Origin of the sequence: Mycobacterium sp. D16Q13, from assembly GCF_002013375.1 — a bacterium.
Taxonomy (GTDB): Bacteria; Actinomycetota; Actinomycetes; order Mycobacteriales; family Mycobacteriaceae; genus Mycobacterium.
In genome coordinates this window covers 754,885-780,599 of sequence record NZ_MAEW01000003.1, presented here as the reverse complement: position 1 = coordinate 780,599, position 25,715 = coordinate 754,885, and the positions used below count along the sequence as shown (strand labels likewise).

General features: G+C 64.0%; 22 protein-coding genes. 15 read left to right on the top strand and 7 right to left on the bottom strand.

Translation table 11 applies throughout. From position 1 onward, the window contains the following. From B4400_RS06445 to B4400_RS06405, 9 genes are all read left to right on the top strand, one after another. Window positions 1–858, top strand: a complete 858-nt coding sequence (locus B4400_RS06445) for an MlaE family ABC transporter permease (RefSeq protein WP_078307076.1) — start codon at window positions 1–3, stop codon at window positions 856–858. Beyond that, entirely contained in the window at window positions 859–2,427 is a 1,569-nt protein-coding gene (locus tag B4400_RS06440) for an MlaD family protein (protein ID WP_078307078.1), read from the top strand. It abuts the gene before it with no gap. Beyond that, window positions 2,424–3,482, top strand: coding sequence for an MlaD family protein (locus B4400_RS06435; RefSeq protein WP_078307080.1), 1,059 nt, complete (start codon window positions 2,424–2,426; stop codon window positions 3,480–3,482). Before B4400_RS06440 ends, B4400_RS06435 begins: the two co-directional genes overlap by 4 nt. Continuing rightward, the gene (locus B4400_RS06430) at window positions 3,475–4,521 is read left to right on the top strand and encodes an MlaD family protein (RefSeq protein ID WP_078307083.1); all 1,047 of its coding nucleotides are present in this window, start codon (window positions 3,475–3,477) and stop codon (window positions 4,519–4,521) included. The genes B4400_RS06435 and B4400_RS06430 overlap by 8 nt, the downstream gene beginning before the upstream one ends. Beyond that, window positions 4,518–5,645 (top strand): MlaD family protein, encoded by a 1,128-nt coding sequence (locus B4400_RS06425; RefSeq protein WP_078307087.1) that lies wholly within the window; start codon window positions 4,518–4,520, stop codon window positions 5,643–5,645. Before B4400_RS06430 ends, B4400_RS06425 begins: the two co-directional genes overlap by 4 nt. Further along, complete coding sequence (locus B4400_RS06420) at window positions 5,645–6,838, top strand: MlaD family protein (protein WP_078307090.1); 1,194 nt, start codon at window positions 5,645–5,647, stop codon at window positions 6,836–6,838. The genes B4400_RS06425 and B4400_RS06420 overlap by 1 nt, the downstream gene beginning before the upstream one ends. After that, on the top strand, window positions 6,835–8,085 hold the full coding sequence (locus B4400_RS06415) for an MlaD family protein (protein WP_078307093.1): 1,251 nt from the start codon (window positions 6,835–6,837) through the stop codon (window positions 8,083–8,085). The genes B4400_RS06420 and B4400_RS06415 overlap by 4 nt, the downstream gene beginning before the upstream one ends. 25 nt (window positions 8,086–8,110) lie before the next feature. Continuing rightward, complete coding sequence (locus B4400_RS06410; RefSeq protein WP_078307095.1) at window positions 8,111–8,776, top strand: TetR/AcrR family transcriptional regulator; 666 nt, start codon at window positions 8,111–8,113, stop codon at window positions 8,774–8,776. 76 nt (window positions 8,777–8,852) lie between these two features. Then, a complete protein-coding gene (locus B4400_RS06405; protein ID WP_502688379.1) occupies window positions 8,853–10,664 on the top strand; it encodes a DUF2339 domain-containing protein in 1,812 nt (603 codons plus the stop codon). A gap of 6 nt (window positions 10,665–10,670) precedes the next feature. On the opposite strand, the gene B4400_RS06400 is transcribed toward B4400_RS06405, so the two are convergent. From B4400_RS06400 to trmB, 4 genes are all read right to left on the bottom strand, one after another. Beyond that, window positions 10,671–11,303, bottom strand: coding sequence for a hypothetical protein (locus tag B4400_RS06400; protein ID WP_078307099.1), 633 nt, complete (start codon window positions 11,301–11,303; stop codon window positions 10,671–10,673). A gap of 192 nt (window positions 11,304–11,495) precedes the next feature. Next, window positions 11,496–14,516: a trehalose monomycolate exporter MmpL3 gene (gene mmpL3 / locus B4400_RS06395; protein ID WP_078307100.1), complete on the bottom strand. Its 3,021-nt coding sequence runs from the start codon at window positions 14,514–14,516 to the stop codon at window positions 11,496–11,498. Window positions 14,517–14,563: 47 nt separating this feature from the next. Continuing rightward, a complete protein-coding gene (locus B4400_RS06390) occupies window positions 14,564–15,229 on the bottom strand; it encodes an NYN domain-containing protein (protein WP_286142061.1) in 666 nt (221 codons plus the stop codon). 14 nt (window positions 15,230–15,243) lie between these two features. Beyond that, complete coding sequence (gene trmB, locus B4400_RS06385; protein WP_286142060.1) at window positions 15,244–16,059, bottom strand: tRNA (guanosine(46)-N7)-methyltransferase TrmB; 816 nt, start codon at window positions 16,057–16,059, stop codon at window positions 15,244–15,246. A 130-nt stretch (window positions 16,060–16,189) separates the two neighbouring features. On the opposite strand from trmB, the gene B4400_RS06380 reads away from it, so the two are divergent. The 5 genes from B4400_RS06380 to B4400_RS06360 all read left to right on the top strand — a co-directional run bounded on the left by B4400_RS06380 (window position 16,190) and on the right by B4400_RS06360 (window position 21,989). Continuing rightward, window positions 16,190–17,275, top strand: coding sequence for a hypothetical protein (locus tag B4400_RS06380; RefSeq protein ID WP_078307101.1), 1,086 nt, complete (start codon window positions 16,190–16,192; stop codon window positions 17,273–17,275). After that, window positions 17,272–18,717 (top strand): hypothetical protein, encoded by a 1,446-nt coding sequence (locus B4400_RS06375; RefSeq protein ID WP_078307407.1) that lies wholly within the window; start codon window positions 17,272–17,274, stop codon window positions 18,715–18,717. Before B4400_RS06380 ends, B4400_RS06375 begins: the two co-directional genes overlap by 4 nt. Further along, entirely contained in the window at window positions 18,714–19,079 is a 366-nt protein-coding gene (locus tag B4400_RS06370) for a DUF6802 family protein (protein ID WP_078307102.1), read from the top strand. The genes B4400_RS06375 and B4400_RS06370 overlap by 4 nt, the downstream gene beginning before the upstream one ends. Window positions 19,080–19,287: 208 nt before the next feature. Then, a complete protein-coding gene (locus tag B4400_RS06365) occupies window positions 19,288–21,108 on the top strand; it encodes a phosphoenolpyruvate carboxykinase (GTP) (protein WP_078307409.1) in 1,821 nt (606 codons plus the stop codon). 47 nt (window positions 21,109–21,155) lie between these two features. Continuing rightward, window positions 21,156–21,989, top strand: a complete 834-nt coding sequence (locus B4400_RS06360) for an LLM class F420-dependent oxidoreductase (RefSeq protein ID WP_078307104.1) — start codon at window positions 21,156–21,158, stop codon at window positions 21,987–21,989. A 57-nt stretch (window positions 21,990–22,046) separates the two neighbouring features. On the opposite strand, the gene B4400_RS06355 is transcribed toward B4400_RS06360, so the two are convergent. Beyond that, on the bottom strand, window positions 22,047–22,271 hold the full coding sequence (locus tag B4400_RS06355; RefSeq protein WP_078307106.1) for a hypothetical protein: 225 nt from the start codon (window positions 22,269–22,271) through the stop codon (window positions 22,047–22,049). Window positions 22,272–22,435: 164 nt separating this feature from the next. Here B4400_RS06355 and B4400_RS06350 point away from each other — a divergent pair, with 164 nt between their 5' ends. Beyond that, a complete protein-coding gene (locus tag B4400_RS06350; RefSeq protein WP_078307108.1) occupies window positions 22,436–23,407 on the top strand; it encodes a cytochrome c oxidase assembly protein in 972 nt (323 codons plus the stop codon). On the opposite strand, the gene mmsB is transcribed toward B4400_RS06350, so the two are convergent. Further along, window positions 23,395–24,306 carry a 3-hydroxyisobutyrate dehydrogenase gene (mmsB, locus tag B4400_RS06345; RefSeq protein WP_078307110.1) on the bottom strand — a complete coding sequence of 304 codons (912 nt, stop codon included), beginning with the start codon at window positions 24,304–24,306 and terminating at the stop codon, window positions 23,395–23,397. The two genes, B4400_RS06350 and mmsB, sit on opposite strands and share 13 nt — an antisense overlap. Before the next feature lie 15 nt (window positions 24,307–24,321). Beyond that, complete coding sequence (locus B4400_RS06340; RefSeq protein ID WP_078307112.1) at window positions 24,322–25,668, bottom strand: MFS transporter; 1,347 nt, start codon at window positions 25,666–25,668, stop codon at window positions 24,322–24,324. Window positions 25,669–25,715: the final 47 nt, after the last annotated feature.

Here is a 25,715-nt window from a genome sequence, read left to right as displayed (position 1 = left end):
ATGACGGTATCCAGCTACTTATCGCCACGGCTCCGTCCGTTTGTCCTTATTTACAATAAGATTCGCCTGCCTATGGCCCGATTCGGTCATACGGTCGCGTTCTTCTTCAGGGCTGTGGCCGGAGTTCCGGTGGTGCTACGGCAGTATCGCAAGGAATTCTTGCGGCACCTGTCCGATATTGCCTGGGGCAATGGCTCATTGGTAGTGGGCGGTGGCACGGCCGGAGTGGCGCTGGTTCTCGGGATCACTGCCGGCGCACTGGTGGCCATCGAGTCGTACAACTTCCTGGACTTGCTGGGACTGGGGCCGGCCACCGGCATCATTAGCTCGCTGGCCAGCACGCGAGAGTTGGCACCGATCATGGCGTCGTTGGCGTTCGCGATGCAAGCGGGTTGCCGGTTCACCGCACAGCTCGGCTCGATGCGGATCGCGGAGGAGATCGACGCGATGGATTCGGTTGCCATTAGGCCGATTCCGTTCCTGGTGACCACGCGCCTCATGGCATCGATCATCGCGGTGATCCCGCTGTATGTCGCGTGTCTGGCGGTCAGCTACCTGTCCTGCCAGGTGATGGTGCAGATTCTCAGCGGGAGCTCGGTGGGCTCGTACCTGCACTACTTCGGTATCGGCGTCAGCGGTATCGACGTCGTGTACTCCGTCATCAAGACGGTCGTCTTCGTCTGGTTGGCCTCAACCATCCAGTGTTACTACGGCTTCTATGCAAGCGGCGGTCCTGAGGGTGTAGGGATCGCTGCCGGGCACGCGATGCGTGCGGCCATCACGATCGTGATCGTCGTCAACATGCTGCTCACCATGGCGCTGTGGAGTGTCGACGCCGGCGCGAGGTTGGGTGGCTAGATGCCGAACTCCTTCGAAGTAGACGGCCGGGGGCCATCCGATAGGCAGCTGCTCACCATGGCCGGTGTGACGCTCGCCGCAATCGTGATACTCACCGCGGCCATGCTGCTCAAGTCCGCAGGCCGCCTTGACGACTACATGCGCGTGGTCGCCGACCTGACAAATGTCGGAGACGGGTTACCGCAGAAGTCGGACGTTAAGTACCACGGCGTACTGGTCGGCGAGGTCGATGATGTCACCCCGGCCACCGGTAACAAGCCGAACTTCGTACATATCAACCTTAAACCGCAGTACGCCAAGGCAATCCCGGCGACCGCGACAGCCCGTGTGGTGCCGGGCAATGTGTTCGCGGTGTCTTCGGTGCAGCTTGTTGACCGCGGGCCCGGTGCGCCCATCCGCGCCGGCGCCCATATCGCCGAAGACCAAGAGTTGCCCACGGTGTTGTTTCAGACCACCGTGAGCAAGTTGCGTGATGTCCTCAATGCCACTGGTCGTGGTCGCGAGGACAATTCCGTGGGAATCCTCGCGGCGGTGGCCGCGGCTACCGACAGCCGCCGCGTCAAACTGCTGGCCGGGGGCGCTCAACTCAACCGGCTCATTGCTCAATTGAACGAGGTCGTGGCCACGGACCCAGGCCCCTCGACGATCTCGGCGCTTCTCAATGCCACCGAGGGTCTCAAGCAGACGGCGCCCGATTTGTTGGACTCGCTACATCAGGCAGTGCGGCCGATGCAGACTCTCGCCGAAAATCGTGAGCAGCTTACGAGTCTGGTCCACGCGGGGCTGACCACGGTGGGAACCACCAAGCAAGCCTTCGATAACCACACCGACCAGCTGATCGGCATCACCACCGGCCTTACCCCTCCGATCGGCGTCTTCGCCACGAATGCCGACAAGTTTGTCCCGATCTTCCGGAATATGAACAAGCTGTCCCGCAACTGGTTTGAGCAGATGTGGGTCGCGGAACGAGACATTCCACATATGCCGATCTCGGTGACGCTGGCTCCGAGCTATACCTACACGCGGGTGGACTGCCCGCGGTACGGCGAGCTGAAGGGGCCGAGCTGTTTCACCGCTCCAGAACAGGTGGTGCGCCCGGATCTGCCCGAGACGCTTCTTCCGCAGAATTACAAGGTGCCGCCGGATCTGCAGCCGCCGCGCGGAACAGTGTTGGGCCCCAACGGAAATCTGGTGGCGGTGGGTCCGCCGTACGTGGTGCCGCCGGGCGGTCCGAACCTGACGGACCCGAACCCGCCGCTGCCGTCCTGGCATCCCCTTCCGGAGCCGCGCGTTCCGGGCACCCTGGATCCCGATGACCTGGAGCCGCCTCCGCCACCCCAGGCGCCACCGATTCCGCCCGCGCCGGTAGCTCCCGGTGCACACGACAGTGGAGGCGTGCCCATCGTGCCCGCGTCGTTCGGTGGGAATGTCGGTCCTGTTGGTAGCCAGTATGAACGGGATCAGCTCGGCGTGATCACCGGAGGTCTGCAAACTCCCGCCACACAACTGCTGCTCGGCCCCCTGGCCCGCGGGACCGCGGTGTCGTTCGTGAAGGAAGGACCCCAATGAAATTTCGTGGTCCGCTGATCGGGCTTGTGGTCTTCATGACCGTGGCGCTGACACTCAGCTGGTTGGTGTACGCCACGCTGCGACGCGACGTATCAGGCAGCACCACAGCGTATTCGGCGGTATTCACCGATGTGTACGGACTGCGCGACGGTGATGACGTGCGCATGGCAGGGGTTCGGGTGGGCCGTGTGCAGAAGATCGAGCTGGTCAACAACGACCAGGCCAAGGTCGACTTCGTGGTCCAGAACGACCAGAAGTTGTACGGGAACACGGTTGCCTCGGTGACCTACCAGAACATCGTGGGACAGCGTTATCTCGGTCTGGCGCTGGGCAAATCGGGCGACACCAATGTGCTGCCGGGCGGGTCGACCATCCCGGTGGAGCGGACGGACCCATCCTTTGATGTGACCACGCTGCTCAACGGCTACGAGCCGCTGTTCAGCACGCTGTCGCCCGAGCAGGCCGATAATCTGACCAAGGGTGTCATTCAGTCACTGCAGGGCGATAACGCCTCGATTGTCACACTGGTCAGTCAAACATCAACTCTGACAAAGACATTTGCAGGCCGTGACCAGGCGTTGGGTAATGCCATCACTAGCCTGAACACCGTCACCGGCAACCTCGCGCAGCAGAACGACAGCCTCGACAAGATGCTCACCCAGACACGGCAGACGGTGTCGGATCTGGATCGCAAGCGGCCGGAGTTGGTGTCCTCGGTGGGCTCGATGGCGCAGTCGATGAGGCGCCTGTCAAAGATCACCGATGAGGTCTATCCCTCGCTCGACGAGCTCATCACCCGTCAGCCGGGTTTCGGTAAGCACGTGGTGAGTATTGAGCCGCAGTACGCGTTCTTGGGGGCCAACCTGCCGATCACTCTGAAAGGGTTGTCTCGCTTCTATTCCGAGGGAGCGTTTATCAACGTCTACATGTGCGATCTGAACCTCACCGGCTTCTTCCCCGGTCTCAACGACGTGATACCGATCATCGTCAACGCCGCCACGCCTGGAAACGTCGCCCAGCACACCCCACGATGCCGGAGCATGGCCAATGGCTGAGCAATCCAGATGGCAGAGGATCAAGAGTCGGCCGGTCGAGACTTACAACAAGACCTGGCTAGGGTTCATCGCTATCACGGCAATCGGTGCGCTGGTAGGTGGCTTGCTGCTGGTCAAGGCCATGGGCTTGGGCTATACCACCTACACGGCGGAATTCGCCCAGGCTGCCTCGTTGCGTGCGGGTCAGCCGATCACGGTGGCGGGTATACCCGTCGGGAACATCACCGGTATGAAGCTGGTCGGAGACCATGTCGAGGCCGGGCTCAGTGTCCGAGACGACATCACATTGGGCAAGGACACCAAAGCCTCGATCCGGGTCACCACCATCCTGGGTTCCCGATACCTGGATCTGCAGCCCAAGGGCACAGGAGCCTTGCCCGGCAAGACAATTGACCTAGCTCATACGGAAGTCCCCTACGATCTGCAGGCCGCGCTGGCTGGGGCGACGAACACCTTTGACCAAGTCGATTTCGACAAGGTTGCCCAGTCACTTGGCATCCTCGGCAAGCAGCTGCAGGGCCTGCCGAATGTGGTGCCAGAGGCCATGGAGAACATCCAGTCGCTGTCCTCGGTGATCGCCGAGCGGCGCGATCAGTTGGGGACTCTGCTCAGGAGCACCGAAAAGGTGACCAACACCCTGCGCCGCCAGCAGTCCGGTGTCGGCGCGCTGATCAACCAGGGGCAAGACTTGCTTGGTGAACTCGTGGCCCGCCGCGCCACCTTCCACGCGATGCTGCAGTCGTTTACCAACCTTGTCGAGCAGCTCAGCAAGATCCTGATCAAGGACCGCCCGCAGCTCGACGACATGCTCAAGACGGCGCATGGGCTTTCCGACATGCTGGGTAAGCACGACGATCTGCTGCGCAGCCTCTACCCGATAGCGCCGGTCTTGATCCGCGGTATCGCCAACTCGACGGGCACCGGCAACGCCATCGACATCAACCTATCGAATGGCCTGCTGGTGGATTCGTGGATGTGTGCGATCAGCGGGCGCGCGAAGCAATTCGGAATGATCCCGTATTTCAAGGACTGCAAATGACGACAATGGGTTCCGGGCGGAAACGGCTGATCGCGGTGGGAGGCACAGTAGTTGTGTTGGCCGCGGCCGTCATCGGCGCGGGCACGTATTTCGTGAAGTCGCAACTGGACCACATCACGCTGACCGCGCAGTTCGACAATGCCTCGGGGCTGTATGAGTCCAATGTTGTTGCTGTGCTCGGCATGCCGGTGGGAAAGATTACGAAGATCACGCCGCAATCGGGTTACGTCGAGGTGCAGTTCACGGTCGACAAAGAGGTGACCGTGCCTGCCGATGTCCAGGCGGTCACGCTGTCCACCTCGATCCTGACCGACCGTCAAGTTGAGCTGTCTCCGCCCTATCGCGGCGGGCCGGCTCTCAAGGATGGCGACACTATCGGATTGGACCACACCAAAACCCCGGTGGAGTTCGACAGGGTGCTGGGAATGCTGGACCGGCTTTCGTTGTCCCTCAAGGGAGATGGCAAAGGCCAGGGACCGGTGGCCGACATCGTCAACTCGGCTGCCGGGATCGCTGATGGCAACGGTGAGAAGATCAAGGCCGGGCTCGGGGAGTTATCCAAGGCGCTGCGCTTGAGTTCCGAAGGTGGGGTGGCCACGCGCGAGCAGGTGACCACCATCATCAAGAACGTCAGCTCGCTGTTCGACGCTGCGGCAGCCAACGACGGCAAGTTGCGTGAATTCGCTTCTACTGTGCGCCAACTGAGCCAAATCCTCGATGATGAGGCGCTGGGAACCGGATCCACTGGGCACAAGTTCAACGATCTGGTCAAGCAAGCTGGAGACATTGTCGAGGCCAACCGCGACAGCCTCAAAGAAACCATCCTCAACTCCAATACCGCGCTCAAGGCGGTGGTGGACAACCAGCGTGAGATCTCCGAATGGATCGACGTCCAACCGTTGGCATGGGACAACATGTACAACGTCGTGGACCAGGACAACAAGCGGTTACGTATCCGATTCATGACCGACCGGCTGCTATTCGAAAGCCAGATGGACAAGGAAATCTGCAACATGATGGGCCTGCGTCAATTAGGCTGCGGCACAGGAACTCTGCAGGACTACGGCCCCGATTTCGGTTTGACCTACATTCTGGACGGACTCGCGGCGATGGGGCAGAAGTGATGGCGGCGCGCAAGGTACTGGCGGCCTCGGCGGTCGCGGCCGTCGCTGTGGTGAGCGGGTGTTCCACCAATGGTTTGGGTGACCTGCCGCTGCCCGCGCCGGGTATCGGTAGTGGTGGATACCGTCTCACGGCTCTGTTCGCCAACGTCCTCAACCTGCCGGACAGTGCGAAGGTAAAACTTGCCGGCGCCGACGTGGGGCAGGTCGACGAGATGCACGTGAATAACTACACGGCGATCACCACGCTGCGCATCCTGGATGGTGTCCGGCTGCCCAAGGGCAGCACCGCCGAATTGCGTTCCGCCACACCACTCGGTGATGTTTTTGTTTCGATCCGTCCACCCGCAGGGGCTATTTCGGATGGTCCGCTCCTGAAAGACGGTGACACCATCGGTCTGGATTCGACGACCGCAGCCGCCACGGTGGAATCGGTGCTCAGCTCGGCCGCGCTGGCCTCCAACGGGGGGGCGGTGCGCAACCTGACCAACATCGTCAATGGTTTCGGAAAGGCAACCGGCGATCACGGCCAGGCATTCGGCGATCTCATCAACGACTCCAACCAGCTACTGGGAAAGCTGAATTTACGCTCGGCAGAGATTTCTGAGGCTCTCACCCAGACCTCGCAACTGGCCGACCGGATCGACGCCAAGAACCAGGTTATTACCGATATCGTGACGGCGGCGGGGCCGGCGACCGAGACGCTGGCTGCCAACACCGCGCAGCTGTCCGAGCTCCTCGTCATGGCGGGTGACACCACCAAACAGCTGCAGAAGTTCCCGTCGATTGCCGGTACAGACACCAGTGGCCGCAGCGTCATCAAGGACGCCAATACTGTCGCGAAGGCATGGAACGACGTGGCGCTGGATCCCGATACCAGCCTCGCCGCCTTCAACAGGATCATGCCCACCGCAATCAAAGCGACTGCCGGAAACTCGCTTTCGCTCACCGCGGGACTTGATCAGTTGGTTCTTGGCACGATGCCGGATGCGGGTTCTCACGCCGACATAGGGACACACGGTCCCAAGCGGTACAGCTGGGCGCAGCTGGTGGGGTCCGTCAAGTACACACTGTGGCGCCTGCAGGAACGCGTCGTCGGCAAGGGTGCGTACGGGCAAGACGTTCCGGTGCGCCCCAGCCCTACCGAACCGGGTGTCATCGAGACCGTTCCGCCTGCTCCGGGGGCCGGGCGATGATCAACGCACTCGCAAATGCTCTGGTCGGCGCTGTGCGTGCGGGCCATCGCCAGAAAGCGGTGTTATCGGGGGTAGCCCTGGCGCTGACCATGGTCGTGGCGGTGGTCTATCTGTTCGTAGGCGCGTTGCGGGTCAACCCGTTCGCATCCACGTATCGGGTGATGGTGCAGCTACCGGAGTCGGGTGGGTTGTTGCCGAATCAGGATGTGGCGCTGCGCGGCGTAAAGATCGGGACGGTGCGGTCGCTCGAGATCACCCAACAGGGTGTGAATGCGACTGCGGAGATCCAATCCAAGTACAGGATCCCGACCGCGGCGAACGTCCGCGTGACGGGTTTGTCGCCGGCCGGCGAGCAGTACCTCAACTTCGAGGGTGGGCCCGGTCAGCAGGGCCCGTTCCTGCAGGACGGGAGCGTGATCTCCGAGGGCGCTACGGTGCCCGTGACGCTGGCCACGCTCCTGGCGGACGCCGACGGTCTGCTGGCGCAGGTGGATCCCAAAAAGCTTGAGCTCATCAAGAAGGAACTGAGCCTGAGCAAGGAAGGGCCGCGCAAGCTCACCGAGATCATCGACGGCGGCACCTTCTTGCTCAGTACCCTGGACTCGGTGCTGCCGGAGACCACCAGCCTCCTCAAGACCAGCCGGGTGGTGCTGACGCTGGCGGCCGACAAGAACGCCGGCATCAAAGCCACCGCCGATGCTCTGGGCCGCACCCTGCGCGGCGTGGACAAGATGCAAAACGGCTACCGCACCCTGGTCGGCCAAACCCCCAAAACTCTGGGCGCCGTGGACGGACTCTTCGCCGACAATTCCGACACCATGGTCGCCCTCCTGGCCAACCTGGCGTCGACAGCGCAGATGTTGTACGTGCGCACCCCGGCCATCAACGCGTTCTTCCCCAATTACCGGGGTTCGGTGTTCGGTGGGATCGCCGACACCATGCGCGACGGCGGCGTGTGGGCCACGGCCGACCTGTACCCGCGGTACGCCTGTGACTACGGGACTCCCCGAGTGCCGCCTTCGTCGGCCGATTTCCCGGAACCGCCTATCTATACGTACTGCACCGACGACGATCCGGCCGTTCTGATCCGCGGCGCCAAGAACGCTCCCCGCCCCGCGGGCGACGACACCGCAGGCCCGCCCGCGGGTGCCGACCTCGGGAAGACGACGGACCCCACTCCCAAGGGAAGATTCACCATCCCGACACCCCAAGGCGGGCCGACGCTACCCATCGAGCCCCCGCGCTGATCCGTACATGCGGTTGGAGTGATACATGGATGACGAAAACGCAACCGCACCGAGAAAGCGTCTGCCCCGGGGGCAGGGTTGGCAACTGCGGCAGCAGATCATCGATACCGCGATGGATCTCATCGGTAGGTCCGGCGAGGCACGCCCTCCGTCGGCTCGTGAATTGACACGCGCGCTGGGCATCACGGCACCGTCCTTCTATCGGCACTTTTCGAGCACCGATGAGTTGGCGGACGCGTTGTGCTCAAGGTACTTCGAGCAGCTCGGTGAGGCACTGCAGCGCGCAACGTCCAACATCTCCACGGCGCTCGAACGCCTGCATACACTCGGTCTGGCCTATGTGCGCTTCGCCGCACAGAACCCGTTGATGTACCGATTCGCGACCGCGAGACCGCCACGGCGTGGTGGCGAATCTGACGAGATACTCCACAGCTCAGCCTTCCTGCATCTGCGGGGCGTCGTTCAAGAACTTGTCGACGAGGAGCTGTTCCCGCCGGGCAACACCCTCGAACCGGCGTTGCAACTGTGGGCCACCACGCATGGGGTCGCCTCGCTACTCGTCACGAGGCCGCAACTGCCGTGGGGCGAGCAGGAATCCTTTGCCTCCCGAACCCTGTATGCCGCGTATCTGGGACATGTCGCGGCGGAGGCTCCAGACGATGCGGGCGGTGGTGTGAGTAGGCCTACCTAATGCCGTGAGAAACCCCTATGTGCGGCGGTAGGTTTACGTGTTCACCTCGGATCTGGAAGGCGCCACGCTGAGGGGCATGACAGATCCACAGTTGCAGCAGATGACCGCGACGCTGGACGAACTCGACGGGCGAGAGCGCGCGCTGCGCGGCGAGATCGATGCACTGCGGGGCCGGATGGTCGAATGGACACAGACTGAATACCTTAAAGCGCAACAGTATTGGGATGACTACCGGCGTGCTCAGGGCGCCTCGCCGGCTGCCCCGGCACCGGCGGCGCACGTTCCCGTGGCAGCTCCTGTACCGCGCGTTCAGGTCCCGGCACCGACCCCGCCCCTGCCACACGAGCCGTTCTGGACGCGTGACGGATTCGCCAGCAAGGCGATGGCCTTCGCGGGCGCGGTGGTGACTCTCGCCGGCGTGGTCATGCTCCTGGTGCTGGCCGCCAAGAGCGGGTACTTCGGTCCGATCCCTCGCATGGCGTCCGGTGCCGTCCTCGCCGCAGGTCTGGTTGGCCTGGGTGTCCGGGTGCAATCCAGGCCCGGCGGACGAGTCGGTGGTATTGCCACTGCGGCAACAGGATTCGCGGCCGCCTTCTTCGACGTGCTGGCGCTCACAGTGATCTACGACAAGATTCCGGTGGTGGCGGGATTGGTCCTCGGGCTGGCCATCGCCGGCGCCGGCCTGGTGCTGGCGCGGCGGTGGAATTCCCAGCCTTTCGCGGCGGGTGTGGTCGGCGCGATCACGCTGCTGGCCCCGTTCCTCACCGGCGGGTTTACCGTCGAACTGGCGGCCTTCGCCCTGGTGCTGTTGATCGCGAGCCTGCCCGCGCAGGTCGGCCGGAATTGGCCTGTGCTGCAAGCATTCCGGACCGTGGGCGTCAGCCTCACAGTGCTGGCGGCGATTCGTGCCACGGCGGGCGGGGGACAGCCGTACGCCTTGCTCATCATGGCGGTGCTGACGCTGCTGATCACCCTGGTGGGGTCACTATGGCTGCTGACCGGCGACGACGGCGACGGCGACCTCACCTCGTCGGTGATGATTGCCACGGCGTGCATGCCGGGTCTCTACAGCGCCCTGTTCTTCTCCGTCTGGCCGTTGGGTGTACTGGTACCCGTCGGGATCGCCGCAGTGATGGGGTTGGTGCTGCTGCTGGTGGGTGGTCTTCCGCCGCACGCGCGCATCACCATGGCCGCGGTGGCTGGGCTGGCGCTGCTGCACGCGTCGGTCGAGGGCAGCCGGGACGCCCTCCTCGTAGTGGTGCTGCTGGCACTTGCGCTGTCCTTCTCTTCCATTGGATATCAACTGAAGGAACGTATTTCGCTGGTGCTCGGGCAGGTGTTCGGCGCACTGGGGGGTATGGCATACATCGCCTATGTGCCCCCGAAGCTACTGACCAACTCGGCAAGCGCCGTGCACGCGGCCGGTCCGCTGCTGATCGTGGCGAGCGTACTGAGCGCCGCCACTGTCGGCATGGTGATGGCGGCCATGCACCGGGTTGGCTGGGCGAGCCCGCAGTCCGCTCCCGTGCGTGGTGTGCTGGGCGGTGTGTCGATGCTCTACTCGGGGACTGCGGCGATTGTTCTCTCCGGTACCGCGCTGCTCGGCGATAACGACGGATTCCTGCTGGGCCATGGCCTGGCAACGGTGTCCTGGATGGCGGTCTCCGTGGCGCTGCTGCTTGCCGGTCTACGGCGTTACCGGAACCAGAGCTGGGTAACCAGAACAGGATTCGTGCTCGCGGCGATGGCCGTTGCGAAACTCTTCCTGTTCGACCTGGCCACGCTCGACGGCATCGCCCGGATCGGCGCGTTCATCGTCACGGGTCTGCTGCTTCTCGGCGGTGGCACGCTGTATGCCCGTGAATATGCAACGCGTGGCGAGAACTAGCCGTGTTCAGTCGGCCGTTAAATCAAAAGCGCGTTCCAAGGTCTGTGCCCGTTCTGCGGCCAGCAATCGCGCATCGCGTCCATACGCGTCGCTGCCAACATCTGGGGAGCCCATCTCCAACTCTGCTGCGTCCGCGTATGCCGTATCGAAGAGATCGTGGAAGACCTGCCACTGGTCCCCAAGGTCTTGGGCTGCGTAGACACCTGCGATGAAATCCTCTCCAGAAGATCCGCCTTGCGCATATGCGGACAGCAGATCGTCAATTCGACGTGCCAGATCGGCCTGCTTGGCGAGGTATTCGGGGTCAGGTGACTGGATGTCGATGAGCTTGCCGTAGCGCTCTTCCAGTGCAGGAACTCGGTCTTCGACCAGACGGCGGCGCATTTCCGGTTCTGAGATCTGATGCGGTTCGGAGGGATCAGGAGGCTGATAGGCGGGGACGTAGTCTTCGAGGTCTACGAACATTTCTCGTACCGTCGGGTCGTCGACACCTGGATCGGTAATGAATCGGGATCTCAGAGACATGAAATCTCGGGCGTAAATTCGTGCCGTTATTGTTCCGCCGAGATACTTTCCAACCAATCTTCCCAGTGCGGAAAGGTATGCGGCCGTCTCCGATTGGTGCGCTTCGTGGGTCATGTCACCAGAACCTTCCATCACTCAGCAGTCCTTGGTACTGCTGAGGGGTCATCTCCCAGCATGACCAGAATTCGCCATTGGGCCTCTGCATCCGCCACCGGTGGTCGAGCTGATATCGACGAACACACCGGCCGCGCAACGCCGTACGCGAATGGCATCTCAGCGAGAGATGGTTAGGTCAGCCGCATCGCGTTAGATGCGGCGCCCCTCGCGACGCAGCAGATCCTGGGCGCTGACGCTGCCACCGCGGCTACGGCGAGTGGCCTCGTCGACTTCCTGCTGTTGCTGCGGGGTGCGCTTCTGATCACGACCCTGTCCGGGCGCCGGTAATGCCTCCGTGGCATCAGCGGCGGGGGGAGCGGGCTGTGGTGACTGGGGAGGACGTGGAGCCCGGGGTGGGCCCTGCCGCGTGGCATCCGGAGTGGCGATCGGCATCGCCGTCGTCGCGTCCTCAGCCGGAGTGCTGCTGGCACGATTCGGCTGTGCTGGTTGCGACGTGGACTGAGGAGGCTTGGCGACGGGTATCGCGGTGGTCGCATCTCCCGATTCGGCGGCCGGGCCGGAGCCGGGCTGCTTGGGACCGCGCAGCTCGCCGAGCCACGACTCGATCTCTCTGTCGGCATTGCGGCGGTCCGGGCGGTGTGTTCCGGCGACGCCGCTGCGGGTGGTCGGAGCGTCCGGGCCGGTGGGGTTGCCACCGGGTACGCGCGTGGTGGGCGCGTCGGTAGGAGCAACGTTCTTACCGGGCACCGACATCCGCGTGGTCGCGGGTGCGTCGCCGCCGGCATCACCGGCCAGGCTGACCGGGGTGGTTGGAGGAGCCGGAGGAGTCGGAGTGGGCCGCGCCGGTGCCGACGGATCATGTTGGCGCGGTGTGGGTGTCGAGGGAAGCCGGGTGCGCTCGGAGGCGATCTGCAGCTTTGTGGTGCGTGCATTGGACCCGACAGGAGAACTCGCCGCCGCGATGGCCTGCTCGCGGCCGGTCGGACGCTTGCGCTCGTCAGCCAGGGTGACCTCGCCGAGGCCGAGCTTCACCTGGATGCGCTTCATCCAGGCCGGTGCCCACCAGCAGTCATCACCAAGCAGTTTCATGACCGCCGGGATGAGCAGCATGCGGACCACGGTGGCGTCCAGGATCAAGGCGGCGATGAGACCGAAGGCCAGGTACTTCATCATCACCAGATCGGAGAAGGCGAAGCCGCCGGCCACCACGATCAGAATCAACGCGGCTGCGGTGATGATGCGCCCGGTGTTGGCGGTACCCACACGCACGGCCTCGGTAGTCGACAGCCCCTGGTGCCGGGCCTCGATCATGCGGGACATCAAGAACACTTCGTAGTCGCTGGACAGGCCGTAGATGACGACGATGATCAGCACGATGACAGGCGCGGTGAGCGGTGTCGGGGTGAAGTTCAGCCACTTGGAGAAGTGACCGTCAACGAATATCCAGGTCAGGATGCCCATGGTGGAACCCAGGCCGAGGGCGCTCATGACTGCCGCCTTGATGGGCAATACCAGCGAGCCGAACGCCAGGAACATCAGGATCGTGGTGACGCTGATCAGAATCACGATCACCAGCGGAAGTTTGTCGAACACGGTGTCGATCGAGTCTTGCTCGAGTGCGGGAGTACCGCCGATATACATCGTGACGCCCTTGGGGACGGACATCGCCCGAAGCTCTTTGACCTTGGCTCCGGCGGTGTCGCGGTTGATCAGGGCGTTCTGGATGACCTTCACGCTGGCGTCGCCATCTGTCTTGACCGACTGACGGCGCTGCCACATCTGGGTCTTGTCCCCACCGGGCTCGACGAACCCCGGAACTTTCATCGCATCGGCCCGGATCTGATTGAGCTGTGAGTCGGTGGCGCCCTTGGTGACGATGGTGATGGTCTCGGTACGGAAGCCGGGGAAGAGTGTGTCGAAGTCCTCTTGTGCCATGCGGACGGAATTCGTTGGCGGCAGGTACTTTTCGCTGAATCCGCCGAGTTTGAGATTGCCCAGCGGGATGATCAGCAGCAGCATCACGATGACGATCGGCACGGCGAACACCAGCGGCCGTTGCATCACGAAGACGACGGTGCGTCCCCAGAAGCCGTTCTCCAGCTCCTCGCGTGACTTGGTTCGGCTGAACCGCTTGATGCTCAGGGCGTCGACATGCCGCCCGAGAACACCCAGACACGCAGGCAACACGGTGACCGCCAGAATCGCGGCGAGCAGCACCGAGGCGATACCGGCGTACGTCAGCGACCTCAGGAACTGCTGCGGCACGATCAGCATCGGCATCAGGGCCGCAGCGATCAGGGTGGCCGAGAACATGACGGTACGGCCCGAGGTGATGACGGTGCGGCGGACCGCAGTTTCGGTGTCGTAGCCCTCGGCGATTTCCTCGCGGAAACGGCTGACGATGAACAGCGAGTAGTCGATGGCGATACCCAGGCCGATCAGCGTGACCACCGGCTGAGCGAAGAAGTGCACTGGGGCGAACAGCGTGATCAGCCGCATGATGCCGAGTGCGCCGGCGATGGTCAGGCCGCCCACCATCAGGGGCAGTCCGGCGGCGATCACACCGCCGAAGACGAAGAACAACACGACGGCCATGACGGGCAGCGACAGGACCTCCATGCGCTGCTGGTCCTTGCCGATGGTTCCGGTCAGCTCACTGGCAACAGGCTGCAGGCCGGCCAGCTGAATATCGACGCCGTTGAGCAGGAACTTGTTTTTCGCGGGGTCGTCGTCCTTGTCCGGATTCGACAGCGCCTTGTAGTTGTTGAGGATGGTGTCGTCATCGTCGCCGTTGAGGCTGACCGAGACAAAGGTGTGCTTACGGTCGTCGGTCACCATCCGCTTGACGGTGGGGTCTGTACTGGTGGGGGCGCGTAACCAGCCGGCCCAGCCGTAGACCTCTTTGGGATTGTCCTTCTGAAGCTGGTTGAAGTGGTCGGTGACCTTCTTCTGGAAGTCAGGATCGTCGACGGTCTTGCCCTCGGGTGCCGCAATGACGGCGACGACGTGGGTGGTTCGGTCACGTCCCAGCGCGTCGTCGGCCATCACGGAGGCCTTTACGGACTCGCTGTTGTCGGCGAAGAAACCGCTCTGCGTCACGTGGTCGCCGAGCGTTATCCCGAACAGCCCGGAACCCAGGCAGATCGTGACAAACGCGGCAACGACGATGAACCGATACCGGTACACCATTCGGCCCCACCAGGCGAACACAGAATCTCCTAACTAGCGTCTCTCACGCGCCGGTTCCTTATGTCTCGTCACGTCCTCGTCGTAAGCAATGCCGACAAGGGTCGGAATGGCTGCAACCAGGCGCCTTCGTCGGGGAGCGAATCGAGACCCACCCGCGGCAAGGCTCGGGGGAAAACTCCGGGTATGTCCTCGAGATCGACGAACTCCAGAGTATCCGAGGTTAGCGCCCAACTCGCATGTTCGCGAAATCCCAGCACACTGACGGGCACCCCGTCACCGGCGATTTTCTCCATCGGTTCGCGGAAAGCCTGACCATCCGCCGAGGCCACAAGTACCCCGGCCAGGCCTTCCTCGGACCGCAGCTCGATATGAGCAAGCATGTCGACATCGACGTCACTGTCTTCGTCGATCTTGGGTTTGGCAAATACCGCAAACCCAACATTGCGCAGCGCCTCGACCCACGGGCGCACCACTTCGGCGTTCCCCGGCGCGATATTGGTAAACACAGTGGCCTCGGGTTCGACGAGGCAATGGGGATGATCTGCCGAATACGCGGCAGTGCGTTCGAGCAGCCAACGGCCCAGGGCGTCGAAACGTGGCCGGTTCTCGGCGGACGGGCGGCCGCCAATGATGGCCCCCAGGCCCATATCGAGGTTAGGTGCGTCCCACACCAGCAGCACCCGCAGCACCCTGCGTCGGTGAACCGATTCATCCGCTGTATCTGGGCGCTCCAGGTCCTCGGCGAGGCTCACAATCGCTCCCAGACGAAGTCGTTGATCGCACTGCCGACCGTGTGCGCTTTCCCCTCGAACTTAGTGGTGGGCCGGCTCACGGAGACCGGAATGCGGGGATCATCGAGTTCAAGGCGCCGCAGCGTGGATTCGTTATCCCCGACCTCGGCGATATGTTCGGCGTAATTCGCATGGTCGGTGGCCACATGCAGGGTGCCGCCCGGGCGGAGCCGGTCCGAGAGCAGCGCCACGGTGCCCGGCTGCAGCAGTCGGCGTTTGTGGTGGCGGGTCTTTGGCCAGGGATCCGGGAAGAACACTCGTGCCGCGGTCAGCGTTCCCGACGGCAGCAGGTACTCCAGCACGTCCAGTGCATCCCCGCGGATCAGCCGGATGTTCTCGATACCTTCGCGATCGATCGCCGAAAGCAGCTGGGCCAGGCCCTTGCGGTAGACCTCGACCGCAAGCACGTCGAACTGGGGTTCTTGCAGGGCCATGGCGGCAGTGGATGTCCCTGTACCGCAACCGATTTCGAGAATCAAGGGCGCGGTGCGACCGAACCATGCCGTGGGGTCCAGCGGCGGGCAGGTGCCGTCGGTCTCCCGGGCGACACGGCCGTAGCTCTGCCACGACTTGTCCCAGGCCTTCTGCTGACCGTCGGACAGCGATGACCCGCGTGAGCGGAAGCTGGACACTCGGCGTGGGTGGTGGTTGGAGCCGTCGGTATGGGCGGCGGAACCGGCACTGACGGTCCCCGGGAGCTCGTCGGTGGCTGTTTCAGGCACCGCACAGCCCCGCTCCTGGCCGTCACAACGCATCTTCCCATGGTCACCTATAGGCGGCAGATCCCATAATCCCTGCGCATATTGATACTCAACAGTTGCCTACCAGGGTGGAACCCTCCACCGGATCAGGTGACAATGTGAGCATTTCCGTACGAGCGATGAGATTGGGTCTGGAAAAGGGATGACGCGGGGGTTTGAGGTCTTCCGGGGAGCGCTCGACCGGTTCGCGACGCGTCCTGAGGTTCGCCAGGTGCACGGCGGCCAGCGCATTCACGATCTGGCGGTGCGGGCGGGGGACCCGCTTCGGGTCACCGTCCGGGGCCGTGCCGGTGTGGGCGTCACCAGCGTGATCGGTGCGTTGGGGCGCACGCTACCTGCCGAGGACGGACCGGGACATGCCCTCATCGAGGTGCCCATCCCCGGCGTGGATCCTGCTGATTCCGCGGACGCCGACGCCATGGACGTCCAGGTGGTGGTGTTCGCAGAGGCGCTCAAGCCCGAGGACCGTGCGGTGTTGTCGGCGTCCAACGCACCCAAGGTGCTGATTCTCAATAAGGCAGATCTGACCGATCCCGGCGCCGCCCGCGGTCCCTGGAGCGCAGCCGTGGAGCGCTGCGCCCAGTACCGCGGCGAGACGCGGGTGCCGACATTGCCGTTGTCCGCGCACGTCCCCTTGGCCGATATCGATCAGGCGATGGTCGAGGCGCTCAAGCTGATGGTCGAGAATCCCGCGGACACCAGCTCCGTGGATGCGTTCGTGACATGTACGCACGAGGTGCCGGTGCGGATGCGGCAGCGGTTACTGCATGAGCTGGACCTGTATCCGATGGGGTGCGCGATCGGGGCGCTTCGGCAGGTTCCCACCCTGGCGGCGCCGGGGCTGGCCTCGCTGCTGTGCGACCTGTCGGGTATCGATGCGGTGGTGAAGGCCATTCGCGCCGCCATCGCGCAGGGTTGGTATCGCCGGATGCGGACTGTGCTCGCCGAGCTCCGCAGGATTGGTGTGACGGGTGTCCTGCCGATACCTATCGATGCCTTCCTGACCAGTGACGACGTGGTGGTGGCTGCGATGCGGTGTGCGGTGGACGCCGCCACGGCAGCGGGTATCGCCGTGGAGCTGAGCGATCATCCAGAAGATCACCGCTACCGCGCCGAGCGCTGGCAGCGGTTCGCCGCCGGCCCGGTGAATGCCACCTACGCCGCGATGGGCACGGACATCGCGCGCGGATCGCTGCGCTTATGGCGGCTGGCCGGGGGCCGGGCGTGACGACCTCCACAGATAAGCGGGTCGACGAGCTGGTGCTGGCGGTAGACCCCGCACTCGGTCCACTCGGTGTGGACCTGCAAGACGCCGTGATGGTGACCGGCAGTTGGCTGGCCGGTGCGAGCACCCTGGCCGCCGAGCTGGCGTCACGCGCCTCGGGGGTGCGGATCGTCGAACCGGAGGACCTGCGCCACGGGCAGGCGCCGTCGGCGGTGGTTTTCGTATGCAGCGGAACCGCACCGTTGACCCCGTCGGACTGTGGCCTGATCCAGTTGGCCGCGGCCAACACAGACGCCCTTGTCGCCGTCGTTTCCAAGATCGACGTGCACCAGTCCTGGCGTGAGGTGATGAACCGCAATCGGGAGATCCTGGCCCAGCACGATTCCCGGTTCAGCGGTGTCACCTGGCTGGGGGTCTCGACGCGCGGTGCCGCACCGGGGCTCGATGAACTGGTGAGCGCGGTGCGTAAGGTTCGCGGAGAACCTGCCCTGGATGAACGAAACAGGCTGCGTGCCTGGGTAACTCGTCTGCAAGGAATGCTCAACGTGTCGCCGGAGGCGGGGGAGGGCGCCCGCGCCGACGAGCTGCGCAATCAGCGTCAGGCAGTACTGCGACGCACGCGTTCGGGCAAGTCCGAGCGGACCCTGGCGTTGCGCAACCGCATCGCGCAGGCCCGCATGACGCTGCTGTACTTCGCGCGCAAGCGGGTCGGCTCGGTGGGCGGTGAACTCCGGGAGGACATCGCGGAACTGAAGCGCCGCGATGTGGCCGACTTCGGTGAGCGGGTACGGCGCCGAGTGGGTGAAGTGGTGGCGGAAGTCGAGCAGGGCACCGAAGAGCACCTTGCCGAGGTGTCCGCCGAGGTGACGCAACGCTGGGTGGCACCGCGCCCCAGCGTGAATCGCCCGGTGCCGCCCGAGGTGGCTGATCCCTCGGTGCGATCGCGTCGTCTGGAGACCCGGATGATGGCGCTGTTCGGAGTGTTCTTCGGTCTGGGTGCGGCGTTGACGGTGTCCCGGTTGGTGGCTTCCGCGCGCCCGGGCATGGCGCCGGCGGGTTTAGCCGTAGGGCTGGTGGCCGGGGCCTGCATCGCGGTATGGCTGGTGGCAGTGCGGGGGCTCTTGCACGACCGGACGGTGCTGGACCGGTGGTTGGGAGACACCATGGGAGAGCTGCGCGCGTATCTGGAGCAGTGGGTTGCCGCGCGGGTACTTGAGGTAGAGACCAGGCTCAATGCCGATCTGGTCGAGATCGACGAACGTGAGAACGACAAGCTGGCCGCCCGCGTGGGGCAAATCGACTCCGAGCTGCGTGAAGCCGCCATGAACACCGCCCGGGCAACGGCGCTGCGTAATCGCGACCTGCCGTTGGTGCATAAGGCGCTAACGATAGTCACCGAACGGCTGGACGCGATCGGCCGAAGCGACGACAATAAGTTCTCATGATCGATGGTTTCGGCCAGGGTTTCCATGAGGGCCTTGGTGGGCTGGGAGAAGGGTTGCCCGAACCCGGGCATGCCCTGAGCCCCGACCTGCATGTCGATCACCACATGTACCTGCCCAGCGACGGCGGGCTGGTGGACCTGGGCACGGATCTCATCGACACCGACCACGACGGCATTGGCGACACCGTTGCGCTGCATCCGTCGGACGGGTCGACCGGGCTTTCCATAGTCTCCGATATCGACGAGGACGGCGTCGCCGACAAGGTGACCACGTTCGGGGCCGACGGCACCTACGAGACGTGGGCCCGGGGTGCGGGCGCGCACTGGGAGCTGATCGAGCACGGCCGCGTCGGCGGTCAGTGATTTTTCGCTATCTGGGCGGTGTTGGCCCGGCGCGAAGAGTAGAGACCTCGGCCGCTGTTACCGGTCCTATGACGGACTGTCAGTGGCCCCGTTTCACGCTGAACAGGGCCAGCGCTAACCTCATATATCTAGGTTTGTATCTAGCTTCCGACCAGCGCCGGTGCGGCAACTGCGTACCCCACCCGGCATCAACGAGGAGATGCTCTCGATGACAGCAGCGACCATTCCCGGTCTTGACAACGCTCCGACGAAGCATGCGGGATTGCTCGCCTGGGTTCGCGAGGTCGCTGAGCTGACGCAACCTGATCGAGTTGTGTTTGCTGATGGTTCCGATGAGGAATTCGAGCGCGTTTCTCAGCAGCTGGTCGACGCAGGCACGTTCCAGCGGCTCAATTCCGAGAAGCACCCCAACTCATTCCTGGCGCTGTCGGACCCGTCGGATGTCGCGCGGGTGGAATCGCGGACGTACATCTGCTCGGAGCGCAAAGAGGACGCCGGTCCCACCAACAACTGGGTGGACCCCGCCGAGATGCGCACCACCATGACAGAGCTCTTCCGTGGCAGCATGCGCGGACGCACCATGTGGGTGGTGCCGTTCTGCATGGGCCCGCTCGGTGCTGACGATCCGAAGCTGGGTGTGGAGCTCACCGACTCGGAGTACGTCGTCGCCTCGATGCGCGTGATGACCCGGATGGGTGCCGCCGCCCTGGAGAAGCTGGGCGATGACGGATTCTTTGTGAAGGCGCTGCACTCGATCGGTGCGCCCCTGGAGCCCGGCCAGGAAGATGTGCCATGGCCGTGCAATGACACCAAGTACATCACCCACTTCCCCGAATCTCGTGAAATCTGGTCCTACGGTTCGGGTTACGGTGGCAACGCGCTGCTGGGCAAGAAGTGCTACTCGTTGCGCATCGCCTCGGCGATGGCCCACGACGAGGGCTGGCTTGCCGAGCACATGCTGATCCTCAAGCTCATCTCGCCGGAGAACAAGGCCTACTACGTGGCCGCGGCGTTCCCGTCGGCCTGCGGCAAGACCAACCTCGCGATGATTCAGCCGACCATTCCCGGATGGCGCGCAGAGACGTTGGGTGATGACATCGCCTGGATGCGCTTCGGCAAGGACGGTCGCCTGTACGCCGTCAATCCGGAGTTCGGCTTCTTCGGTGTGGCACCGGGCACCAACTGGAGCTCCAACCCCAACGCCATGAAGACCATCGAAGCCGGCAACACCGTCTTCACCAACGTCGCGCGCACCGACGACAACGACGTCTGGTGGGAAGGCCTGGAGGGCGAGCCGGAGCACCTGATCGACTGGAAGGGTCAGGACTGGGTCCTGCGGGAGACCGAGACCAAAGCCGCGCACCCGAATTCGCGCTACTGCACCCCGATGTCGCAGTGCCCCATCTTGGCCCCCGAATGGGATGACCCGCAGGGTGTGCCGATCTCGGCGATCCTGTTCGGTGGCCGTCGCAAGACGACTGTGCCGTTGGTGACCGAGGCCCGGGACTGGCAGCACGGTGTGTTCATTGGCGGCACACTGGGTTCGGAGCAGACCGCGGCCGCCGAGGGCAAGGTTGGCACCGTGCGCCGCGACCCGATGGCGATGCTGCCGTTCATGGGCTACCACGTCGGTGACTACCTGAACCACTGGATCAACGTCGGCAAGCAGGCCGACGAGTCCAAGCTCCCGAAGGTGTTCTTCGTCAACTGGTTCCGTCGCGGCGGCGACGGTCGCTTCCTGTGGCCCGGCTTCGGCGAGAACAGCCGCGTGCTCAAGTGGATCGTCGACCGGATCGAGCACCGCGCCAACGGCGTATCCACCCCGATCGGCACCGTTCCGGGTGTCGAGGACCTGGACCTGTCGGGTCTGGACGTCGACGAGGCCGATGTGGCCGAGGCGCTGGCGGTCCACAACGAGGAGTGGCAGGCCGAACTGCCGCTCATCGAGGAGTGGTTCGAGTTCATCGGCGAGAAGCTGCCCACGGGCGTCAAGGACGAGTTCGACGCCCTCAAACAACGGCTGGGATAGTTCGTATCTGGTCGACACTCCAGGTGAGTCCTGCATAGGGTTATGGAATGCGCTTCGCGTTCAAGACATCTCCGCAGAACACCACCTGGGACGACATGCTGGCCATCTGGAAGGTGGCCGACGAGATCGAGGTCTTCGAGTCCGGCTGGACCTTTGACCACTTCTATCCGATCTTCTCGGACTCCTCTGGGCCGTGCCTGGAGGGCTGGGTAACCCTCACCGCGCTGGCGCAGGCCACCCGGCGGCTGCGTGTCGGGGTGCTGGTGACCGGTATCCACTATCGGCATCCGGCCGTGCTGGCCAATATGGCCTCAGCGCTGGACATCGTGTCCGGCGGTCGCCTGGAACTCGGTATCGGTGCCGGCTGGAACGAGGAAGAATCCGGCGCCTATGGCATCGAGCTGGGCAGCATCAAGGAGCGGTTCGACCGGTTCGAGGAGGCCTGCGAGGTTCTCACCGGCCTGCTGAGCCAGGAGACGACGAGCTTTGACGGCACGTTCTACCAGCTCAAAGATGCTCGCAACGAGCCCAAGGGACCGCAGAAACCGCACCCGCCCATCTGCATAGGCGGCAGTGGCGAGAAGCGGACGCTGCGGATCACCGCCAAGTACGCCCAGCACTGGAACTTCGTGGGTGGACCACCCGAGGAGTTCGCGCGCAAACGCGATGTGCTGGCCGCGCACTGCGCCGATATCGGACGAGATCCGGCCGAGATCACGCTCTCGGCCCACATTCGGCTCGGCGAGGATCGCGATTACGCGAAGGTTGTCGATGAGTCCGCCGCACTGGGCGCGGAGGGTCTCGATCTGGCGATCATCTACCTGCCCCCGCCCTATGACCCGGCCGTGCTGGAGCCGCTGGCGGAGGCGCTTCGCGGCTGACCACAAGAATGCTTCTGCGCAGCGGTTGTCTGCGCAGAAGCATTCTCGGGCAACGGTTTAGCCGGTCTTGCTCTCCAGCGCGGCCAGCGCCGCGGCGACCGCCAGGTACTTGTTGGTGCCCAGCTCGCGCACGGTCGAGATGTTGAGGGCTTCCTTCAATACCGCGTCATGCTTCTCGGTCAGACCGGCGAGAGCCGACGGGGGTGCGTCGAGGACATCCTTGAGGTCCTTGTTCTCGTAGGCCTTGTCGAGTGCCTTCTCGAGATTCACGGATACAGCCATCAGTTCGTACCTTTCTTGCTGTGTTTCCCCGGCCCCGTCGCGCACCCTAGTTACCGAAGCTGTGAACCAACGCTGTTTGGCTAGCGGCGATCCGAATTGCAGGTGAACGCCCGGATATGCGCCCCGGATGGCCAGGTCATTCAAATATGCGCATAATGTAATCAATGAACGAGGCGAGGTGGGCTACTGGGCTGACCACCATCCCGGCCGATCCTCCGACGGCCTGGTCGTTGCTCGAGTGGGATCCGCCGACCATCCCGGTGCTTCCCGTCGTCGCGGTCCTGCTGGCGGGGTGGTACGTGGTGAGTGTGGTCCGGCTGCGCCGATTGGGCCGCAGTTGGCCATGGTGGTCGACGGTGAGTTTCCTGTCCGGATGCCTGATCCTGGGCGCGGTGATGGGACTCTCGATCGAGCGCTACGGATTTCGGTTGTTCAGTGCGTTCATGTTTCAGCAGTTGACGCTGTCGATCCTGGTTCCGCCCTTGTTGGTGCTGGGCGCGCCGGGACGGCTGCTCTTGCGCTCGACGCCGCACCACGGGCCCGGCAGGTGGGTGCTGGTCGCCGCGCTGGCAGGGTTGCGCAGTCGCGCGGGTGCCTTCCTGCTGCACCCCGCGGTCACCATTCCGCTGCTCCTGTTCAGCTACTACGGCCTGTATTTGTCGCAGTTGTTCGACACCGTCGCTGCTACCTGGTTGGGGCACACCGGGTTAGAGATCTTCTTCTTGGTCAGCGGTCTGCTCTTCGTCATCCCCATCCTGTCCACCGACCCGTTGCCGATCCGGCAGACCAACCTGGGCCGGATGTTCGACATCTTCGTGGAGATGCCGCTGCACGTGTTCATCGGTGTGATCCTCATGATGGCGCCGAGGCCGCTGATCGGTATCTTCGCCAACCCGCCCGCCGGGTGGGCTGTTGACCCGGTCAAGGACCAGGCGTTGGCCGGTGCGCTGGCCTGGTCCTACGGTGAGCCGATCGCGCTGGCGACCACCCTGATATTCGCCATCCGGTGGCGGCGCGAGGAACAGACCGAGACCGAGGCGCGGGAAGCCGACGAGGCCGGCCAGGACGACGAATTAGCTTCGTACAACCGGTTTTTGCAGCAGTTGCACGACGGCGGGCCCGGTCAGGCCCGGTAGCCGCGCGCCAACCCGTCGGGCGTTGCGTACTTGACGATCAGTGAGCAGTCCTTGCCGCCCAGTCCTTCGTCGATGAGCTGCTGGAACTGCTCGGTGACCATGGTGGCGGCGGGCAGCTTCACGCCGGTGGCTTCCCCGGCGGCCAAGGCCAGGCGGGCGTCCTTGTGCGCCAGGTCAACGGTGAAGGTGGCATCGAAATTGCGATTGGCGGCAGCGGATTCGATGATGTCCGGTACGGGGTACCACGTCTGCTGCGCCCAGGACCGCGCCGAGGATACCGAGCAGATCTCCCAGAACACCTTGGGGTCCAGGCCGAGTCGCTCGGCCAGCTGCGAGCCTTCCGAGTTGGCCATCATGTCGATGAACAGCATCATGTTGTTGCAGATCTTCGCGGCCACGCCCGCTCCACCCTCACCGGCGTGGATGACACGTCCGGCCATCGGCTTGATGTAATCAGTTGCCGCACCGGAGTTTTCCAAGTCGCCGCCGAGCATGAAGCACAGCGTGCCGGCCTGCGCGCCGCTGATCCCGCCGGAGACCGGGGCGTCGACGAACCGGAACCCCCGGCGTGCCGACTCGGCGTGACAGTACCGCGAGGTTTCGATGTCGACGGTCGAGCTATCGACCAGAAGCGTTGATGGCGAGGCGTTTTCCCAGATCCCGTAGGGACCCTCGAACACCGAGCGGACATGCTCGCCCTTGGGCAGCATGGTGAACACGACCTCGGCGCCCGCCAGCACCTCGGCGATCTCCTCTACCGCGGTGACGCCTCGCGCTTCGGCAGCGGCCAGCGCGTCACCCGAGAGGTCGAAGCCGCGCACCGTGTGCCCGGCCGCCACCAGATTGGCAGCCATTGGGCCGCCCATGTTCCCCAAACCGATCCAGCCGTAGGTCGCCATGGGACCAACCTAGCGCTAGGCGCGCGCCCTGTCGGCGGCATCCAGCTCATGCAGCGAGCTGCCCTTGGTCTCCGGCAGTGCCCACACAGCGATCAGCGTGATGGGAGCAACGGCCGCCAGATAGATCGCCACCGGCACCCAGCTGTGGTACTTACTCAGCAGCGCGGTACCGATGACCGGAGCCAGCGACCCGGCGAAGATCGAGGTCACCTGGTAACCCACCGACACCCCGGAGTAGCGCATCCGGGTGGGGAACATCTCTGCCATGATCGCCGGCTGCCCCGCGAACATCAGCGAGTGCACCAGCAGGCCGATCACGATGGCCGCCAAGATCACCCATTCGTCTCGGGTGTTGAACATCGGGAACGCGATGAAACCCCAGCCCGCGGCCAGCAGGGCTCCCAGCGCATAGGGCGCACGCCGCCCGACGATATCCGTATACCGCCCCACGATGGGCAGGGCAATCGCCTGGACCGCGTGAGCGATCAAGAGCAGCAACAGAATCCGCTTGGTGTCCATGTGGAGCTCGATCTTGAGGTAGGTGATCGAGAAGGTGACCACCATGTAGTAGAGGATGTTCTCGGCCACCCGCAGCCCCATGGCGGTGAACACCCCGCGCGGATACCGGCGGAATACCTCGACGACGCCGTAGGAGCTGGCCTTGTTCTCTTCCAGTTCTCGGCGGGCCTCATGGAAGATCGGCGCGTCGGATATCCGGGTGCGGATGTAGTACCCGATCGCCACGATGACGACCGACAACCAGAAGCCGACGCGCCAGCCCCAGGCCAGGAACGCGGCATCGGAGAGCGTCCACGACAACGTGAGCAGCACCAGGGTGGCCAGGAGGTTGCCGAGCGGCACGGCCGCCTGTGGCCAACTCGACCAGAACCCCCGTTGGGCGTCGGGGGAGTGCTCGGCCACCAGCAGCACGGCGCCGCCCCATTCGCCGCCCACCGCGAAACCCTGCAGGAACCGCAGCACCACCAGCAGAATCGGGGCGCCATAGCCAATCTGGGCGAAGGTCGGCAGGCAACCCATGAGGAAGGTGGCCACACCGACCAGCACGATCGCGATCTGCAGAAGGTGCTTGCGTCCGTATCGATCCCCGAAGTGCCCGAACACGATCCCGCCGATGGGCCGCGCGACAAACCCGACCGCATAGGTGAGGAAGGCCTTGATGATGTTGTCGAGATCGTTCCCCCCGGCCTGTACAGCGGGGAAAAAGATCTTGTTGAAGACGAGGGTGGCCGCGGTGGCGTAGAGGAAGAATTCATACCACTCGACGACGGTGCCCGCCATCGACGCCGCGACGACCTTGCGGAGACCTGTTGGAGCAGCGTCGGCCTCTGCGGTGGTGGACACAGCCGAACCCTAACGTCGAGCGCGAGCCTCACGCGGATTTCGGGCAA

Excerpts from the sequence above, each read along its gene's own strand:
- B4400_RS06400 (WP_078307099.1), bottom strand. The coding sequence starts at position 11,303 with ATGACCCACGAAGCGCACCAATCGGAGACGGCCGCATACCTTTCCGCA.
- B4400_RS06370 (WP_078307102.1), top strand. The coding sequence starts at position 18,714 with ATGATCGATGGTTTCGGCCAGGGTTTCCATGAGGGCCTTGGTGGGCTG.
- B4400_RS06365 (WP_078307409.1), top strand. The coding sequence starts at position 19,288 with ATGACAGCAGCGACCATTCCCGGTCTTGACAACGCTCCGACGAAGCAT.
- B4400_RS06420 (WP_078307090.1), top strand. The coding sequence starts at position 5,645 with ATGGCGGCGCGCAAGGTACTGGCGGCCTCGGCGGTCGCGGCCGTCGCT.
- B4400_RS06415 (WP_078307093.1), top strand. The coding sequence starts at position 6,835 with ATGATCAACGCACTCGCAAATGCTCTGGTCGGCGCTGTGCGTGCGGGC.
- mmsB (WP_078307110.1), bottom strand. The coding sequence starts at position 24,306 with ATGGCGACCTACGGCTGGATCGGTTTGGGGAACATGGGCGGCCCAATG.
- B4400_RS06445 (WP_078307076.1), top strand. The coding sequence starts at position 1 with ATGACGGTATCCAGCTACTTATCGCCACGGCTCCGTCCGTTTGTCCTT.
- B4400_RS06380 (WP_078307101.1), top strand. The coding sequence starts at position 16,190 with ATGACGCGGGGGTTTGAGGTCTTCCGGGGAGCGCTCGACCGGTTCGCG.
- B4400_RS06440 (WP_078307078.1), top strand. The coding sequence starts at position 859 with ATGCCGAACTCCTTCGAAGTAGACGGCCGGGGGCCATCCGATAGGCAG.
- B4400_RS06425 (WP_078307087.1), top strand. The coding sequence starts at position 4,518 with ATGACGACAATGGGTTCCGGGCGGAAACGGCTGATCGCGGTGGGAGGC.
- B4400_RS06430 (WP_078307083.1), top strand. The coding sequence starts at position 3,475 with ATGGCTGAGCAATCCAGATGGCAGAGGATCAAGAGTCGGCCGGTCGAG.
- B4400_RS06410 (WP_078307095.1), top strand. The coding sequence starts at position 8,111 with ATGGATGACGAAAACGCAACCGCACCGAGAAAGCGTCTGCCCCGGGGG.
- B4400_RS06435 (WP_078307080.1), top strand. The coding sequence starts at position 2,424 with ATGAAATTTCGTGGTCCGCTGATCGGGCTTGTGGTCTTCATGACCGTG.
- B4400_RS06350 (WP_078307108.1), top strand. The coding sequence starts at position 22,436 with ATGAACGAGGCGAGGTGGGCTACTGGGCTGACCACCATCCCGGCCGAT.
- B4400_RS06405 (WP_502688379.1), top strand. The coding sequence starts at position 8,853 with ATGACAGATCCACAGTTGCAGCAGATGACCGCGACGCTGGACGAACTC.
- B4400_RS06360 (WP_078307104.1), top strand. The coding sequence starts at position 21,156 with ATGCGCTTCGCGTTCAAGACATCTCCGCAGAACACCACCTGGGACGAC.
- B4400_RS06355 (WP_078307106.1), bottom strand. The coding sequence starts at position 22,271 with ATGGCTGTATCCGTGAATCTCGAGAAGGCACTCGACAAGGCCTACGAG.